At 71.7% G+C, this 16,101-nt stretch carries 14 protein-coding genes; 5 read left to right on the top strand and 9 right to left on the bottom strand.

Annotation, left to right across the window (positions count from 1 at the left end; translation table 11 throughout):
* Positions 1 to 83: 83 nt before the first annotated feature.
* Genes ACZ56E_RS40075 through ACZ56E_RS40065 form a run of 3 tightly spaced genes read right to left on the bottom strand, consistent with a single transcriptional unit; the run spans position 84 to position 2,961 of the window.
* Positions 84 to 1,043 carry a GDSL-type esterase/lipase family protein gene (locus ACZ56E_RS40075; protein ID WP_471221904.1) on the bottom strand — a complete coding sequence of 320 codons (960 nt, stop codon included), beginning with the start codon at positions 1,041 to 1,043 and terminating at the stop codon, positions 84 to 86.
* Positions 1,040 to 1,849 (bottom strand): SDR family NAD(P)-dependent oxidoreductase, encoded by an 810-nt coding sequence (locus ACZ56E_RS40070; RefSeq protein WP_471221903.1) that lies wholly within the window; start codon positions 1,847 to 1,849, stop codon positions 1,040 to 1,042. Before ACZ56E_RS40070 ends, ACZ56E_RS40075 begins: the two co-directional genes overlap by 4 nt.
* Positions 1,846 to 2,961 carry an LLM class flavin-dependent oxidoreductase gene (locus ACZ56E_RS40065; protein WP_471221902.1) on the bottom strand — a complete coding sequence of 372 codons (1,116 nt, stop codon included), beginning with the start codon at positions 2,959 to 2,961 and terminating at the stop codon, positions 1,846 to 1,848. The genes ACZ56E_RS40070 and ACZ56E_RS40065 overlap by 4 nt, the downstream gene beginning before the upstream one ends.
* Before the next feature lie 311 nt (positions 2,962 to 3,272).
* Here ACZ56E_RS40065 and ACZ56E_RS40060 point away from each other — a divergent pair, with 311 nt between their 5' ends.
* The 4 genes from ACZ56E_RS40060 (at position 3,273) to ACZ56E_RS40045 (ending at position 7,971) form a co-directional block, all read left to right on the top strand.
* Positions 3,273 to 4,742 carry an amino acid permease gene (locus ACZ56E_RS40060; protein WP_471221901.1) on the top strand — a complete coding sequence of 490 codons (1,470 nt, stop codon included), beginning with the start codon at positions 3,273 to 3,275 and terminating at the stop codon, positions 4,740 to 4,742.
* A gap of 10 nt (positions 4,743 to 4,752) precedes the next feature.
* A complete protein-coding gene (locus ACZ56E_RS40055; RefSeq protein ID WP_268770070.1) occupies positions 4,753 to 5,208 on the top strand; it encodes an Lrp/AsnC family transcriptional regulator in 456 nt (151 codons plus the stop codon).
* Between the two features lie 200 nt (positions 5,209 to 5,408).
* A complete protein-coding gene (locus ACZ56E_RS40050) occupies positions 5,409 to 6,206 on the top strand; it encodes a carbon-nitrogen hydrolase family protein (RefSeq protein ID WP_471221900.1) in 798 nt (265 codons plus the stop codon).
* Between the two features lie 73 nt (positions 6,207 to 6,279).
* Positions 6,280 to 7,971, top strand: coding sequence for a flavin monoamine oxidase family protein (locus ACZ56E_RS40045; protein ID WP_471221899.1), 1,692 nt, complete (start codon positions 6,280 to 6,282; stop codon positions 7,969 to 7,971).
* A gap of 108 nt (positions 7,972 to 8,079) precedes the next feature.
* On the opposite strand, the gene ACZ56E_RS40040 is transcribed toward ACZ56E_RS40045, so the two are convergent.
* The 5 genes from ACZ56E_RS40040 to ACZ56E_RS40020 all read right to left on the bottom strand — a co-directional run bounded on the left by ACZ56E_RS40040 (position 8,080) and on the right by ACZ56E_RS40020 (position 13,895).
* On the bottom strand, positions 8,080 to 9,009 hold the full coding sequence (locus tag ACZ56E_RS40040; RefSeq protein ID WP_471221898.1) for an LLM class F420-dependent oxidoreductase: 930 nt from the start codon (positions 9,007 to 9,009) through the stop codon (positions 8,080 to 8,082).
* 49 nt (positions 9,010 to 9,058) lie between these two features.
* Positions 9,059 to 9,784: a DUF5995 family protein gene (locus ACZ56E_RS40035; protein WP_471221897.1), complete on the bottom strand. Its 726-nt coding sequence runs from the start codon at positions 9,782 to 9,784 to the stop codon at positions 9,059 to 9,061.
* A gap of 35 nt (positions 9,785 to 9,819) precedes the next feature.
* A complete protein-coding gene (locus ACZ56E_RS40030) occupies positions 9,820 to 11,013 on the bottom strand; it encodes a Cmx/CmrA family chloramphenicol efflux MFS transporter (RefSeq protein ID WP_471221896.1) in 1,194 nt (397 codons plus the stop codon).
* Between the two features lie 195 nt (positions 11,014 to 11,208).
* Positions 11,209 to 12,588, bottom strand: coding sequence for a uracil-xanthine permease family protein (locus tag ACZ56E_RS40025; RefSeq protein ID WP_471221895.1), 1,380 nt, complete (start codon positions 12,586 to 12,588; stop codon positions 11,209 to 11,211).
* Between the two features lie 98 nt (positions 12,589 to 12,686).
* Positions 12,687 to 13,895, bottom strand: a complete 1,209-nt coding sequence (locus ACZ56E_RS40020; RefSeq protein ID WP_471221894.1) for an MFS transporter — start codon at positions 13,893 to 13,895, stop codon at positions 12,687 to 12,689.
* Between the two features lie 99 nt (positions 13,896 to 13,994).
* Between ACZ56E_RS40020 and ACZ56E_RS40015 the strand changes: the two genes are divergently transcribed.
* A complete protein-coding gene (locus ACZ56E_RS40015) occupies positions 13,995 to 15,164 on the top strand; it encodes an ROK family transcriptional regulator (protein ID WP_471221893.1) in 1,170 nt (389 codons plus the stop codon).
* Between the two features lie 27 nt (positions 15,165 to 15,191).
* Here the strand turns inward: ACZ56E_RS40015 and ACZ56E_RS40010 are convergent, their stop codons facing one another.
* A complete protein-coding gene (locus tag ACZ56E_RS40010) occupies positions 15,192 to 16,082 on the bottom strand; it encodes an RNA polymerase sigma-70 factor (RefSeq protein ID WP_471221892.1) in 891 nt (296 codons plus the stop codon).
* Positions 16,083 to 16,101 lie beyond the last annotated feature (19 nt).

Below are 16,101 nucleotides of genomic sequence, written 5' to 3'. Positions count from 1 at the left end.
ACTGATGGCTCGCCTCTCACTTCAGCGTCAGTCGGACAGCCTCCACAAACCTCCCCATAGTGCCATCAGACAGGGCGAAACGCTCAGTGAGAGCCCGTGTCATAGAACTTCCGCACCGCCGACGCCACCGCCTCCGCGAGGACGCGGTGGCCCGCGTCGCCCGGATGCACTCCGTCCACCAGGTGTCCGGCGTCCAGCAGCGCACCGCCGGGCAGCAGCTCGGTCCCCGCGTCCAGGGCGGCACGCTCCACGGCGGTCCGCAGGTCACGGAGCGTGGCGCCGAGCACGTTCGGCACCGCCTCGGCGTCGGGGCGGATCACGGGGGAGACGACCAGGACGGGGGTGCTCGGGTGGCCCCGGCGCACCAGATCCAGGAACGCCCGCAGCGTCTCGTACAGCAGCCTCGCCGAATGCGGCACCCGTGACCAACAGTTGGTGCCGAAGGCGAGGGTGATCAAGTCGGCGTCCAGCGAGGCGAGTTGCGCGGCCGTCGCCAGTTCTCCGCGTGCCGCGCCCGCGTAGCCGAGGTTCACCGTCTCCACGCCGAGGGCCCGGCCCGCGAGCGCGGGCCACGCGAGGTGGGGCCGTGAGGCCGACCAGCCCTCCGTGACGGAGTCGCCGTGGACGAGCCAGCGCGGCCGGCGGGCGGCGGGCGTCAGGGTGCCGTCCACCGGGCGCACCCCGTGCAGGACGGGCCGCAGGGTTTCCGGCAGGTGCAGGGTGAACTCTCCGTCTGGGGTGGGGAGTTGGATCAGTGTCCGGTGCTCGCCCGGGGAGGCGGGTGTGTCGATGGCCTCCTCGCCGGCGAGGAGTGTGAACAGCGCGGGCGCGGCGCGGTGCGCGTCCGCTCCCGTGGCGGGCGACGCGGTGTACGCGATCTCCACGGCGCTCACTCCGCGCGCCGTGAACTCCAGGCGCACCCCGGCGGGCAGGCCCGCACGGTCCCATGTGTCGCAGGGCAGCCGCTCCCGGTCGGCCGGGTCGGCGCGCACCACCCGGCCGTCCTCGGTCCACCAGGGCGCGCCCCGCACGAACTCCTTCACCGCGCGCCGCCGATCGTCGGGTACGGGAACTTCACGCCGACCCCGCCGTCCACTACGAGCGTCTGCCCGGTGACGTACGACGAGAGCGGCGAGGCGAGGAACAGCAGGGCAGACGCGATGTCCGAGGTCTCGGCGACGCGGCCGAGCGGCGCGTTCCGGGCGTTGCGCTCGCGCCCCTCGTCGCCGACCAGGGCGGCCACGCGTGGGGTCCACACGACGCCGGGCGCCACCGCGTTCACCCGCACGCCGCGCGGGCCGTACTCCACCGCCGCCGAGCGGACCAGGGAGACCAGGCCCGCCTTGGCCGCGCCGTACGCGGCGTGCAGGGGCGCCGCCGTCAGCCCCGACACCGACGCCACGAAGACCATCGCGCCGCCGCCCCCGTCGGCGAGGGCCTCGCCGCCGTACCGCACGGCCAGCCAGGCGTGCCGCAGGACCATCGAGAAGTGCCAGTCCCACCCCTCGTCGTCCAGGTCGGCCAGGGGCGCGTAGCGGGCCATGCCGACGATGTCGACGACACCGCCGACCGGCCCCCACTCCCGGCGCGCGTGCGCGAAGAGGTCCCGCACCTCCTCGCGCCGGGTCACGTCGGCGACGTACGGGACGCCGCCCGTCTCGGCGGCCACCGCCTCCGCCCGCGCCTTGTCGACGTCGACGCACAGCACCCGCGCGCCCGCCGCCGTGAGCGCGTGCGCCGTCTGACGGCCGATGCCGTTGCCCGCGCCCAGCAGGACGAAGGCGCGGCCGTCCAGGCGGTGCAGGGCGGCGTAGTCGGGGACGGGGGAGGTGTCCAGGGGCTCCGTCATGCGGGCGTTCCCCTCGGCACGTACGACGCGAGCTCCGGGATGACTTCCTTGCCGAGGATCTCGATCGTCCGCAGGATCTCGCGGTGTTCCAGATAGCCCCACTGGACGTAGCAGATGAGCTGGTCGATGCCGAGATCGGCGTAGCGCTTGGCCTTGCGGACGATGGTCTCCGCGTCGCCGATGAGGATCATGTCCCCGGCGTCGAACTCCTCGACGGGCACGCTGCCCTCGATGATCGGCGTGAGGAACGGGAAGGTCCGCTCGCGCTCCTCGGGGGTCAGGTGCGGCAGCTCCCAGTCGAGCGTGAACTGGGCGAGGTTGCGGTACCACCAGGCGACCGAGTCCCAGACGCGCTTGGACGGCCGGTCCGCCGCGTGCACGAGGGTGTACGCGGCGACGCGGTCCGTGGTGACGTCCGTGATCGGCGACGGGGTGCGCGCCGCGCTCCGGTACGCCGCGACCTGGCGCGCCATCGCCTCCAGCGGCTGCATGATCGAGAAGGAGAGCAGCCCGAGGCCCGCCGCGCCCGCGACCTCCGCCGAGCCGGGCGACGTGGCGGCCATCCAGCACGGCGGGTGCGGATCCTGCACCGGCTTCGGAGTGACCATCCGCCGGGGGAAGCTGAAGCGCTCCGACTCGTACGCGAAGTACTCCTCGCGCCACATGCCCGCGACGATCTCGATCGCCTCGCGCCAGTCGGCGCGCGACCGCTCCCTGTCGACGCCGAAGGCCGTCTGCTCCATGGGGGTCGAGCGGCCCGTGCCCCACTCCACGCGGCCCTCGGAGAGCACGTCCACCGCCGCGACCTTCTCCGCGATCCGCTGCGGCGGCGTGAAGCCGAAGGGGGTGAGCGTGACGCCGAAGCCGAGGCGGATGCGCTCGGTCAGCGCCGCGAGGTGGCCGAGCAGGACCTCCGGCGCGGGGCAGTGCGAGCGGCCCTCGCGGAAGTGGTGCTCGACCGCCCACACGGTGCGGAAGCCCATCCGGTCGGCGAGCCGGATCTGCTCGACGGCCTCGAGGTAGGCGCGCTGCTCGGCGGCGCGCTGACCGTGCGGGTGGGGCCCGTCCCACGGTTTCGGTACGTCGATCTCGTACAGGACGTCGAGGTCCATGCCGTGCCTCCGTCTCGGGCGAGAGGCGTGCACGATGCGGCAGATCTGACGAAGTGTCAACAGCGCTCGGGAAGGCGTGGAACGCAACGGACGAAACGGACGGCGCAACGATGAGACGTATATGACGGAAGTGCGCAATGATCATCCGCCGGTACGCAAGGTTGCTGCATTACGGTCGGGAACCATGGACTCTAGAGTCAGGCCCTGAACGTGGTGTGGCGGGGACTGCCTGCTCGGTGGTTCCCGTCGCCCGGCGCGACTCCCCCCGAGGTCCTCGCCGCCCTGACCGGCAGCGATGAAGGAGCCAGCGCGTGCTCGACCAAGGCGCACCCCCGCAGAACCGCCCACGCCCCAAGGGCACCCCCGGCCTCGGCAGCCGGCTCATGCGCCGCAAGCCGGTCGAAGCCCTGGTCCAGGAGGGTGGCCAGGGTGAGGGAGGCTCGCTCAGGCGCTCCCTCGGCATGTGGCAGCTGACCATGATCAGCATCGGTGCCACGCTCGGCACCGGCATCTTCGTCGTCCTCGGCGAGAGCGTCCCCAAGGCCGGCCCCGCCGTCACCGTCTCCTTCGTGATCGCCGGCCTCACCGCCCTCTTCTCGGCCCTCTCGTACGCCGAACTGGCGGGCACCATCCCGGTCGCCGGCTCCTCCTACTCGTACGCGTACGCAACGATGGGCGAACTCATCGCCTGGGTGTGCGGCTGGTGCCTGGTCCTGGAGTACGGCGTGTCCGTGGCCGCCGTCGCGGTCGGCTGGGGCGAGTACCTCAACGAACTTCTCGACGGCACGATCGGCGTCACCATCCCCGACGCGCTCTCCGCGGCGCCCGGCGAGGTCGACGGCGCGATCATCAACCTGCCCGGCCTGATTGTCGTGCTGCTCGCCATGGTCTTCCTGCTCGGCGGCGCCAAGGAGTCGGCGACGGCCAACACGATCATGGTCATCGTGAAGATCGCCGCGCTCGTGCTCTTCTGCACCATCGGCTTCATGGGCTTCAAGTCCGGCAACTACGAGGACTTCATGCCGCTCGGCACGGCAGGCGTCAGCGCCGCCGCCGCGAGCCTCTTCTTCTCGTACATCGGCTTCGACGCCGCCTCCACCGCAGGTGAGGAGGCCAAGAACCCGCAGCGCGACCTGCCCCGCGCGATCATGCTCTCGCTGATCATCGTCACGGCGCTCTACGTCCTGGTCGCCGCCGTCGCCGTCGGTGCCTGGAACTGGAAGGACTTCGAGGGCTCCGAGGCCACGCTCGCCGCGATCATGAACGACGTCAGCGGCCAGAGCTTCTGGGGCACGACGCTCGCCGCGGGCGCCGTCATCTCCATCGCGTCCGTCGTCCTCACCGTGCTGTACGGCCAGACCCGCGTGCTCTTCGCCATGTCCCGCGACGGCCTCGTCCCCAAGGTGTTCGGCAAGGTCAGCAAGAAGACCGGCACGCCGCGCGTGAACACGGTCATCGTGTCGCTCTTCTGCGGCGCGCTCGCCTCCGTCATCCCGCTCGGCAAGCTCGTCGACGCCACCAGCATCGGCACGCTCTTCGCCTTCGGCCTGGTCAACATCGCCGTGGTCGTGCTGCGCCGGACCCGTCCGGACATGCCCCGCACCTTCCGGGTGCCGCTCGGCTGGCTCTTCCCGGTCCTCGGCTTCGGCTTCTGCGCGTACAACATGTTCAGCCTCGACTCCACCACCTGGACGGTCTTCGGTGTCTGGATGGCCGTCGGCCTCGTGTTCTACTTCCTGTACGGCATGAGCCGCTCCCGATTGGCCACAGCAGAGAAGTGATCCACCCCCCGTGCGACTGAACGATCTCGACGAACGCATCGTGCACGCCCTCGCCGAGGACGCCCGCCGTTCCTACGCCGACATCGGCCAGCTGGTCGGACTCTCCGCGCCCGCCGTGAAGCGGCGCGTGGACCGGCTGCGGGCCACGGGCGCCATCACCGGCTTCACGGTGCGGGTGGACCCCGCGGCGCTCGGGTGGGAGACCGAGGGGTTCATCGAGATCTACTGTCGCCGGAATACCTCGCCGGAGGCGATTCAGCGGGGGCTCGAGCGGTATCCGGAGATCTCGTCCGCGTCCACCGTCACGGGGGACGCGGACGCGATCGTCCAGGTCTTCGCTGCTGATATGCGGCACTTTGAGCGGGTGCTCGAGCGGATCGCGGGGGAGCCGTTCGTGGAGCGGACGAAGTCTGTGCTTGTGCTTTCGCCGCTTATGCGGAGGTTTTCTTCGGGGTCGCCGGCGTAAGTCTTCGGCTGCGGGTCGAGTGTGGGTTTTGCGCAGTTCCCCGCGCCCCTGGGTCGGGCGCAATGAATCGCTGGGTCGGGGTGTGTATGCGCAACGGATCGTGTGGCTGGGCGCAACGGTCTGAGCTTGTCCGGGGGTGGTTGACGACCGTACCGTCTTATCGATCCCGCCTTCCCCTTCGTACCCTTTGAGGTTCCGCCATGCCTGCGCTGCGCACCGCCCTGCTCCAGAGCTCCGGGCAGCTTGGATCCGTCGCCGAGAACCTCGCGGCACTGGACGGTGCGGCGGCCCGCGCCGCCGCGGCGGGTGCCGGGCTGCTCATCGCGCCCGAGCTGTTCCTCACCGGGTACGCGATCGGTGACGACATCGCCCGGCTGGCCGAGCCCGTCGACGGGGAGTCCGCGAAGGCCGTCGCCGGGATCGCGGCGCGTCACGAGGTCGGCGTCGCCTACGGGTATCCGGAGCGCGAGGGCGATGTCGTCTACAACTCCGTCCAGCTGGTCGGCCCGGACGGGGTCCGCCTCGCGAACTACCGCAAGACCCACCTCTTCGGCGGCTTCGAGCGCGACGCCTTCACCCCCGGTGAACAGACCGTCGTGCAGGCCGAGCTGGGCGGCGTCCGGGTCGGCCTGATGATCTGCTACGACGTGGAGTTCCCGGAGAACGTCCGCGCGCACGCGCTCGCCGGCACCGACCTCCTCGTCGTCCCCACCGCGCAGATGCACCCCTTCCAGTTCGTCGCCGAGTCCGTCGTGCCGGTGCGCGCCTTCGAGAACCAGATGTACGTCGCGTACGTCAACCGCGTCGGGCCCGAGGGGGAGTTCGAGTTCGTCGGTCTCTCCACGCTGGCCGGTCCCGACGGCGTGGCGCGGGCCCGCGCCGGCCGCGGCGAGGAGCTGGTCTTCGGTGACGTCGACCCGGAGTTCCTGAGCGCCTCCCGCGCGACCAACCCCTACCTGCGCGACCGGCGGCCCGGCCTGTACGCGTCCCTCGTCTGACCGCGCCGAGCCCGCACCCCGGCCCGCGCCCCCCTCACCTGTCTTTCAGTTCCGTGCAAGGAGTCCGTACCCCATGACGTCCACGGTGCCCACCGCCATCCAGCACACCGACGCGCAGCCGCCGATCACCATGTTCGGTCCGGACTTCCCCTACGCCTACGACGACTTCCTCGCCCACCCGGCGGGCCTCGGCCAGATACCCGCGACCGAGCACGGCACCGAGGTCGCCGTCATCGGCGGCGGTCTCTCCGGCATCGTCGCCGCGTACGAGCTGATGAAGATGGGCCTCAAGCCCGTCGTGTACGAGGCCGACCAGATCGGCGGCCGGCTGCGGACGGTGGGTTTCGAGGGCTGTGACGGCGACCTCACCGCCGAGATGGGCGCGATGCGCTTCCCGCCGTCGTCGACGGCCCTGCAGCACTACATCGACCTGGTCGGCCTGAAGACCAGGGCGTTCCCCAACCCGCTCGCCGAGGCGACGCCCTCCACGGTCGTGGACCTCAAGGGCGAGTCGCACTACGCCGAGACCGTGGCGGACCTGCCGCAGGTCTACCGCGACGTCGCCAAGGCGTGGGCCGACTGCCTGGAGGAGGGCGCGGACTTCTCCGACATGAACCGCGCCCTGCGCGAGCGCGACGTGCCGAAGATCCGCGAGATCTGGTCGAAGCTCGTCGAGAAGCTCGACAACCAGACCTTCTACGGCTTCCTCTGCGACTCCGAGGCCTTCAAGTCCTTCCGGCACCGCGAGATCTTCGGCCAGGTCGGCTTCGGCACGGGCGGCTGGGACACCGACTTCCCGAACTCCATCCTGGAGATCCTGCGCGTCGTCTACACCGAGGCCGACGACCACCACCGCGGCATCGTCGGCGGCAGCCAGCAGCTGCCGCTGCGCCTGTGGGAGCGCGAGCCGCAGAAGATCGTGCACTGGGCGCCGGGCACGTCGCTGTCCTCGCTGCACGAGGGCACCCCCAAGCCGGCCGTCACGCGCCTGAACCGCACCGCCGGCAACCGGATCACCGTCACGGACGCCTCCGGTGACATCCGCACCTACCAGGCGGCGATCTTCACCGCCCAGTCCTGGATGCTGCTCTCGAAGATCGAGTGCGACGACTCGCTCTTCCCCATCGACCACTGGACGGCGATGGAGCGCACCCACTACATGGAGAGCTCGAAGCTCTTCGTGCCCGTCGACCGGCCGTTCTGGCTGGACAAGGACGAGGAGACCGGGCGTGACGTCATGTCGATGACGCTCACCGACCGGATGACGCGCGGTACCTATCTGCTCGACGACGGGCCGGACAAGCCCGCCGTCATCTGCCTCTCGTACACCTGGTGCGACGACAGCCTGAAGTGGCTGCCGCTGTCGGCGAACGAGCGCATGGAGGTCATGCTCAAGTCGCTCGGCGAGATCTACCCGAAGGTCGACATCCGCAAGCACATCATCGGCAACCCGGTGACCGTGTCCTGGGAGAACGAGCCCTACTTCATGGGCGCGTTCAAGGCGAACCTGCCGGGTCACTACCGCTACCAGCGGCGGCTGTTCACCCACTTCATGCAGGAGTCGCTGCCCGAGGACAAGCGGGGCATCTTCCTTGCCGGGGACGACATCTCCTGGACGGCCGGGTGGGCCGAAGGGGCGATTCAGACCGCGCTCAACGCGGTGTGGGGCGTGATGCACCACTTCGGTGGGGCGACCGACGACACGAATCCCGGTCCCGGGGATGTGTACGAGGAGATCGCGCCCGTCGAGTTGCCTGAGGACTGATAGCGCCGTTGGGGGTGGGGCGCGTGGGAAGCTGCCGGGCCGTTGTGGCTGGTCGCGCAGTTCCCCGCGCCCCTAGGGCATGCCCTGGGGCTGGGCCCCGGGCCTGCCCTATAGCCCGGCCGCCCGTGCCTCCTCGTACACCTGGGCGGCCAAATCCTTGAGTTCCTGGGCGTCTCGTGCCGAGCCTGCGAGGTCGATCAGGATTTCGTCGACGCCCACCGCCGCGTGTGCCGCTAGGTCCTCGACGATCTGCTCGACGTTGCCGCGGAACGGGGCGCGGTCCGGGCCGTCGTACGCCTTGCGCGAGTAGCGCGTGTTGGCCCGCAGCACGCTCTGGACCGGCCGCTCGCGGCCCCGCTCCGAGGCCGCTTCGCGCACCGTGGCCCACTGCTCGGCGAGTGCGTCGGCGCCCGTCGCCACCGGCATCCAGCCGTCGGCGCGGTCCACCAGCCTGCGCAGCGCCCGCGGGCTGTTGGCAGGCAGCAGGATCGGGATCGGACCCGCGGGCTTGGGGCCCACCACGGAGGGCGCGATGGTGGTCAGCTCCCCTTCGTACGCCACCGGGTCCGGGCCCCAGACCGCGTGGCAGACGTCGATCAGCTCGTCCAGGACCCTGCCGCGCCGCTCGAACGGGGCGACCGAGGCGGCCGCGTACTCGTCGTGGGACCAGCCCGTGCCCAGGCCCGCGACGACCCGGCCGCCGCTCGCCGCGTCCAACGAGGCCAGCGCGCGGGCGAGTTGGAACGGGATGTGCAGCGGGGCGACGAGCACGCTGGTGCCGAGGCGGACGCGCTCCGTGGCCGCGGCGGCGAGCGTCAGGGTGATCAGAGGGTCGGCGACCGAGCGGTACGAGTCGGGCCAGGGGCGGCCCGGTATTCCGTAGAGACCCTGGGTGGCGGGCTCGGGGTAGAGGACGCGCTCGTAGACCCAGAGGCTTTCGTAGCCGATGTCCTCGGCGGCCTGGGCGACCGCGGGGACGTCACGCCCGATGGTGTACTGCCGGCCCTGCGGAAGACTCAGTCCGAGTCGCGTCGCCATTCCGGTGCTCCTTCGCGTCGGGGGTCAGTGCATTCAACGTACAACGACCTCAGTCCGGAAGGGGCGTCAACAGGATGCGTCCCACCAACCCGACCGCACCATCGAGCCGCTCCACGAACTCCTCGGCGACAGCGGGCAGTTCACGCAGCGCCCACAAGGCCCGCGCCGACGCCCACGCGCCGTCCCTGGCGCGCTCCAGGCTCCAGGAACCGGCCAGATGCGTCAGCGGATCGCCGACCTGGAGCAGATCGGGGCCGGGCATCAGCTCTTCGCGAATGCGCTCCTCCAGGGACGCGAGGACATCGCCCACGCGGTCGAACTCGTCCTCCAGATCGGCCGGTTCACACCCCAGCGCGCGACAGCTGTCCACGAGGGCGAGCGCCAGATCGTGCCCGATGTGCGCGTTGATGCCCGCGAGCGCGAACTGCAGCGGACTGACGCCCGGATGCCTGCGGTACTGGAACAGCGGCCGCCAGCAGGCGGGCGGGCGGTGCCCGTCCAGATGCCCGTCGGCCGCCGCGTCGACGGCCGCCAGATAGCGTCCGGCGAAGCGGACGGCCAGCGTCCGCGCGGCGCGGGCGTCGGGGAACGCGCCGCCGTCGAGGCACCGGCCGACCTCCTCGGTCACCGACAGATAGACGCGGTTGAAGACGGCGACCCCGTCGCGCGGCGGCCAGTCGGCGCCGAGCGCACGCATCCGTGCCGCCACGGCGTCGACGTCGTCGTCCCCACGGGCCGGTGCCCCGAACTCTGCGAACCGCTCCAGCTGCGCCATGGGGGCAGGGTCCCAGTCCCGGGCGCGCCCGGGCGTCAGCGCACCGGCCGCTTCCCCGAAACGAGGGAACGGCCACCGCGCGGGGCCTGACGGCTCAGGCCGGCCGCCACGGCCCCGACGACCAGGGCCACCGCCACCAGGAGCGCGCTGAGCCAGAGCGGCGAGCGGTAGCCGAACCCCGCGGAGATCGCGAGGCCGCCGAGCCACGGGCCGAGGGCGGCACCCACGTTGAACGCGGCCGTGGCGAACCCGCCCGACAGGTGCGGCGCGTCGGTCGCCGCGTACAGCGCCTGCGAGATGAGCGTGGACCCGACGCCGAACGACAGCGCGCCCTGGACGAGGACCAGCACGACCGCCGCCACCGGGTGCGCGGCGGTCACCGCGAAGAGGATCCAGCCAGCGAGCAGCGCGAGCGAACCGCACACCAGGAGCGGCACGGGCCGTGCGTCGGCGACGCGACCGCCCACGGTGACACCGACGAAGGAGCCGATGCCGAACAGCGCGAGCAGCACGGGCACCCAGCCGGAGCCGACGCCGGTCACATCGGTGACCAGCGGGGCGAGGTAGGTGAACGAACAGAACGTCGCGCCGTTCACCAGCGCGCCGAGCAGCAGCGTCACCAGGAGCCGCGGGCGGCGCAGCGCGCGCAGCTCACCGAGCGCGCTCGGCCCCGCGGCGTCCGGCGCGCCGGCGGGCACGGCCCGCGCGATGGCGAGGACGGCGGGCAGGGAGATCAGGGCCACGGCCCAGAACGCCGAGCGCCACCCCCACACCTCGCCGAGCAGCGCGCCCGCGGGCACGCCCGCGACACAGGCGAGGGTGACGCCGCCGAGCAGCGCGGAGGTCGCGCGCCCCTTGGCGTTCGGCTCGACCATGTCCGTCGCGGTCACCAGGGCGACCGCGAGGAATCCGGCGTTGGCGAGGGCTCCCACGACGCGCGTCACGAGCAGCACGGCGAAGCTAATGGTGAGCGCGCCGACGACATGGACGAGCAGGAAGGTGATCAGAAAGACGAGCAGCGCGCTCCGGCGGGAGAAGCGGCGGCTCAGGACGGCCATCAGCGGCGCGCCGACGATCATTCCCACGGCGAACGCCGAGGTCAGATGGCCCGCGGACGGGATGGAGACATCCAGGTCCGCGGCGATGTCGGCGACCAGTCCCGACAGCATGAACTCGGAGGTGCCTTGCGCGAACACGGCGAGTCCGAGGAGGTAAAGGGCAAAGGGCACAGCAAGACTCCGCAACCACGGTGTGGATCGATCGAGACGATCAGGACACGGGAGCGGTGATCCGGTGGTGGTGCCGCGGGCGCGTCAGCGCGGCGGTGCGAGAAGCCACCGGACGACCGGTGGCGGGAGTCTGTCGGACTCGGGGCTGGACATGGTGCGCACCTTAATCAGGCGTCACACACCACGTCCAACCGATTAACGTTCTTCTTTGTCGTACGTCGACGTGCCCGAATCCAGCAGCGGTTCCTGCGACTTGAGGTGGTCGGGGGCGAAGGCGCGCAGCACGTGGTAGCCCGTGATGACGACGATCGTGCCGAGCGCGATGCCGCTGAGCTCGAAGTTGTCGCTGATCTTCAGGGAGACGCCGCCGACGCCGATGATGATGCCCGCCGCGGCCGGCACGAGGTTCAGCGGATTGCGCAGGTCGACCTTGGCGTTGATCCAGATCTGGGCGCCGAGCAGACCGATCATGCCGTACAGGATGACGGTGATGCCGCCGAGCACGCCGCCGGGGATCGCGGCCACGACGGCGCCGAACTTGGGACAGAGCCCGAAGAGCAGGGCGAAGCACGCGGCGGCCCAGTACGCGGCCGTGGAGTAGACGCGGGTCGCGGCCATCACGCCGATGTTCTCGGAGTACGTCGTGTTGGGCGGGCCGCCGACCGCGGTGGAGAGCACGGAGGCGGCGCCGTCGGCGGAGATCGCCGTGCCGAGCTTGTCGTCGAGGTTGTCGCCGGTCATCTCGCCGACGGCCTTCACATGGCCCGCGTTCTCCGCGATGAGCGCGATGACGACGGGCAGCGCCACCAGGATCGCCGACCACTCGAAGCTCGGCGCGTGGAAGGACGGCAGGCCGATCCAGTCGGCCTTGCCCACGGCGGACAGGTCGAGACGCCAGTGGTCGACGACCTTCCCCGAGGCGTCCGCCGAGTGGATCCTGCCGAAGATCCGGTCGAAGGCCCAGGAGATGCCGTATCCGAAGACCAGGCCGAGGAAGATCGCGACGCGCGACCAGAAGCCGCGCAGGCACACCACGGCCAACCCGGTGAACAGCATCACCAGGAGCGCCGTCCACTGGTCCTGCGGCCAGTACGTCGACGCGGTGACCGGCGCCAGATTGAAGCCGATCAGCATGACGACCGCGCCCGTCACGATGGGCGGCATCGCGGCGTGGATGATCCGCGCCCCGAACTTCTGCACCGCGAGGCCCACCAGGAACAGCGCGGCGCCGACGACGAAGACCGCGCCGGTCACCGTCGCGCTGGAGCCGCCCTGCGCCCGGATGACGGCGGCGACGCCCACGAAGGAGAGCGAGCAGCCCAGATAGCTGGGCACCCGGCCGCGAGTGGCGAGCAGGAAGATGACGGTCGCGACGCCCGACATCATGATGGCCAGATTCGGATCGAGACCCATGAGGATGGGTGCTACGAAAGACGCCCCGAACATGGCCACCACGTGCTGCGCCCCGAGCCCGAACGTGCGGGGCCAGGAGAGGCGCTCGTCGGGCCGGACGACGGCGCCGGGGGCGGGGGTGCGGCCGTCGCCGTGGAGTTTCCAGCGCACGCCGAGATCCATGGTGAGTGTCGCTTTCTGTGCGCCGGGCCGGGCCGTTCCAGTGGTTCGTCTTCCAGTGGTGCGTGGCCCGAAATGATCGACGCCATGTTAGTGCGACGTCAGTGCGACTTCTCTCCGGTGGGTTGCGGGCTGCCGGCCCCGGCCGCCTTGCGGCCGTCCGTGCGCAGCACGCCCGCGAAGAGCACCAGGCCGAAGGCGAGCAGCGTCACCAGGCCGAAGGAGGTCACCAGGCTCGTGGCGTCCGCGAGGCCGCCGATCGCCGAGGGGGCGACCAGGCCCGAGGTGTACGTGATGGTGGCGACGCCCGCGATGGCCTGGCTCGGGTTCGGGCCGCTGCGCCCGGCGGCGGCGAAGGCGAGCGGCACCACGACCGCGATGCCGAGACCGAGCAGCGCGAAGCCGCCCATGGCCATGACCGGATGCGACGCCAGCACCACGAGCAGCCCGCCGAGCACCGCGAGGACGCCGCCCGCCCGCACCGTGCGCACCGCGCCGAACCGGTCGACCACGGCGTCGCCCGCGAGCCGCGCGATCGCCATGGTGAGTGTGAAGCCGGTGGTCGACGCGGCGGCGACACCGGCCGACGTGTCCAGGACGTCCCGCAGATAGACCGCCGACCAGTCCAGGCTCGCGCCCTCCGCGAAGACCGCGCAGAACCCGACGGCGCCGATGAGCAGCGCCGACTTGGGCGGCAGCGAGAACCGCGGCGGCGCCTCCTCCTCCGGTTCCGCCTGTACGTCGAGCACGCCCTGGCAGGCCACGAGGCCGAGCGCGGTGAGCGCGGCGGCGGCGAGGGCGTGGTGCAGACGGGCGTCGGAGCCCAGGTGGGCGGCGACGGTGCCGGCCGCCGAACCGATCAGGGCGCCGACGCTCCACATGCCGTGCAGGCCCGACATGATCGACTTCCGCATGCGGGTCTCGGTCTCGACACCGAGGGCGTTCATCACCACGTCCGACATGCCGGAAGTGGCGCCGTACACGAAGAGCGCCAGACAGAGCGTCAGCAGGTTCGGCGCCAGCGACGGCAGGATCAGGGCCAGCGTCCACAGGGCGAGGAGGCCGCGCAGCGCGGGCCTGGAGCCGAAGCGGTGGCTGATCCGGCTCGCGAGCGGCATCGCGACGGAGGCGCCGATCGCGGGGAAGGCCAGCGCGAGGCCGAGCATGCCCGCGCTGACGTCGGCGTGCTCCTGGATCCAGGGCACCCGGGTCGCGAAGGAACCCGCGACCGCGCCGTGCGCGCAGAAGACGGCCGCCACGGCGAGCCGTGCCCGCTTCAACCGGCGCTTGTCGTAGACCACTTCACTCATGACGTTCCGCCCCTCCCGAGTGCCGCACCGATACGGCGACGTAAACTATCAGGAACCCTGCCTGATAAATAGAAGACTTTCTGTGGGAGGATCCCGGACATGCCTGTCTCGCCTGCCTCACCGAGGACCGCCCGGGCCATCAACGACCGGCTCGCCCTGGGGCTCCTGCAGCGCGAAGGGCCCCTGACCGCGAACCAGCTGAAGCAGCTCACCGGTCTGTCGAGGCCCTCGGTGGCCGACCTCGTCGAGCGGCTCCAGGGCTCCGGGCTCATCACCGTCGTCGGGGAGGCGGGTGCCCAGCGGCGCGGTCCGAACGCCCGGCTCTACGGCATAGTCGCAGACCGGGCCCACCTCGCCGCCCTCGATGTGCGCACCGAGAGCGTCTCCGTCGTCGTCACCGATCTGCTCGGCGCGGTGCTCGCCGAGGCCTCCGCGCCCGTCGGCGGCGACACGGAGACCGCCCTCGGGGGCGTCCTCGACCTCGTGGGGCGCACGGCGCGCGAGGGCGGCGTCCAGCGGCTGCACACCGTCGGCATCGGCGCCCCCGGCCTCATCGACCCCGCCACCGGCGACCTGCACGACACGACCTCGCTGCCCGTCTGGCACCGCCGGCTCGCCGGGAGCCTCCACGACCGGCTCGGCGCCCGCGTCCTCGTGGAGAACGAGACCAACCTCGCGGCCCGCGCCGAGCGCCGCGACGGCGCCGCGCACGACCGGGACACCTTCGTGCTGCTCTGGCTCGGCGACGGCGTCGGCGCCGCCGTCGTGCTCGACGGCGTGCTGCGCAGGGGCGCCTCGGGCGGCACCGGCGAGATCGGCTTCCTGCCGGTGCCCGGCACGGGCTCCCTGCCGTCGGCCACCGGCTGCGAGGGCGGCTTCCACTCGCTGGCCTGCGCCGCCGCCCTGTGCGAACTCGGCGCGGCGCACGGCCTCCTGGACCCCGGTATGTCGGCCGCCGACCTGGTGCGGCACGCGGTCGGGGCCGGTGAGGACGCCTTCCTGGACGCCGTCGCCGACCGGATCGCCGTCGGCGCGGCCGCGATGGCGGCGATCCTCGACCCCGGCTGTGTCGTCCTGGGCGGCGAGGTGGGCCGGGCGGGCGGCGCCCCGCTCGCCGCCCGTGTCGAGGACCGCGTCACCGCCATGTCGCCCCTGCGCACCGAGGTCCGCGCGAGCACGCTCGGCGGCGCCGCGGTGCTGCGCGGCGCGCTGCTCGCCGCGCGGGACGCGGCGCAGGACGAGCTGTTCGGACCGCCGCCGGGGCACTGAGGCGGGGGAGGGGGCGCTCCTTTGCCGTCAGGCGGCGGCCAGCTGGCGTTCCACGAACCCCAGCTTGTCCGGGTTGACGACCGAGCGCACCCCGGTGACCACCCCGTCGCCCCCTTCGAACGCGGCGACGGCCGTCAGGTGTCCCGCCGCGCGCACGACCAGCGCGGGGGCGCCGTTGACCTCGGCGTACGACACCTCGTCGGCCGCGAAGTCCGTCATGACGCCGAGCAGGAAGCGCAGTACGTTGTCGCGCCCGAGGACGGGGGTGCGGGTCGCGGCGGCCTTGCCGCCGCCGTCGCCCCACCACGTCACGTCCCTGGCCAGTATCTTCTCCAGGCGCGCGACATCGCCCTCGCGGGCCGCCGCGACGAACGACTCCACGAACCGCTGCCGCAGCTCGTGCCCCGGCTCGAAGCGGGACCGCGCGTCGGCGACCGCCCGTACCGCCCTGCGGTAGAGCTGGCGGCAGTTGGCCTCGCTGGCGTCCAGGACGCGGGCGATCTCCTGGTGGCTGTACGCGAACGCCTCCCGCAGCACGTACACGGCACGCTCCTTGGGCGTGAGCCGCTCCAGGAGGACGAGCAGCGCCATCGACACCGCCTCGCGCTGCTCGGCCGACTCCAGCGGTCCGAGAGTGCCGCCGGAGGTGATCACCGGCTCCGGCAGCCAGGTCCCCACGTACTGCTCGCGCCGGGCGCGGGCCGAGGTGAGCCTGGTCAGACAGAGGTTCGTGACGGTCTTGGCCAGCCAGGCGGCCGGTTGCGCGATGTCCTCGCGCCGGGCGCCGCTCCAGCGCAGATACGCGTCCTGAACGGCGTCCTCCGCCTCCTGCGCGGAGCCGAGTATGCGGTAGGCCAGGCCGAACATCCGGGGGCGGTGGGACTCGAACTCCTCGGCCAGTGCCGCTGCGGTGCTCACGCCCATAGGGTGCCAAATC

The sequence above is a fragment of the Streptomyces sp. NPDC039480 genome (genome assembly GCF_055597165.1).
Note: the sequence above shows the minus strand (reverse complement) of the source record. Positions and strands in the feature narration are given on the sequence as shown.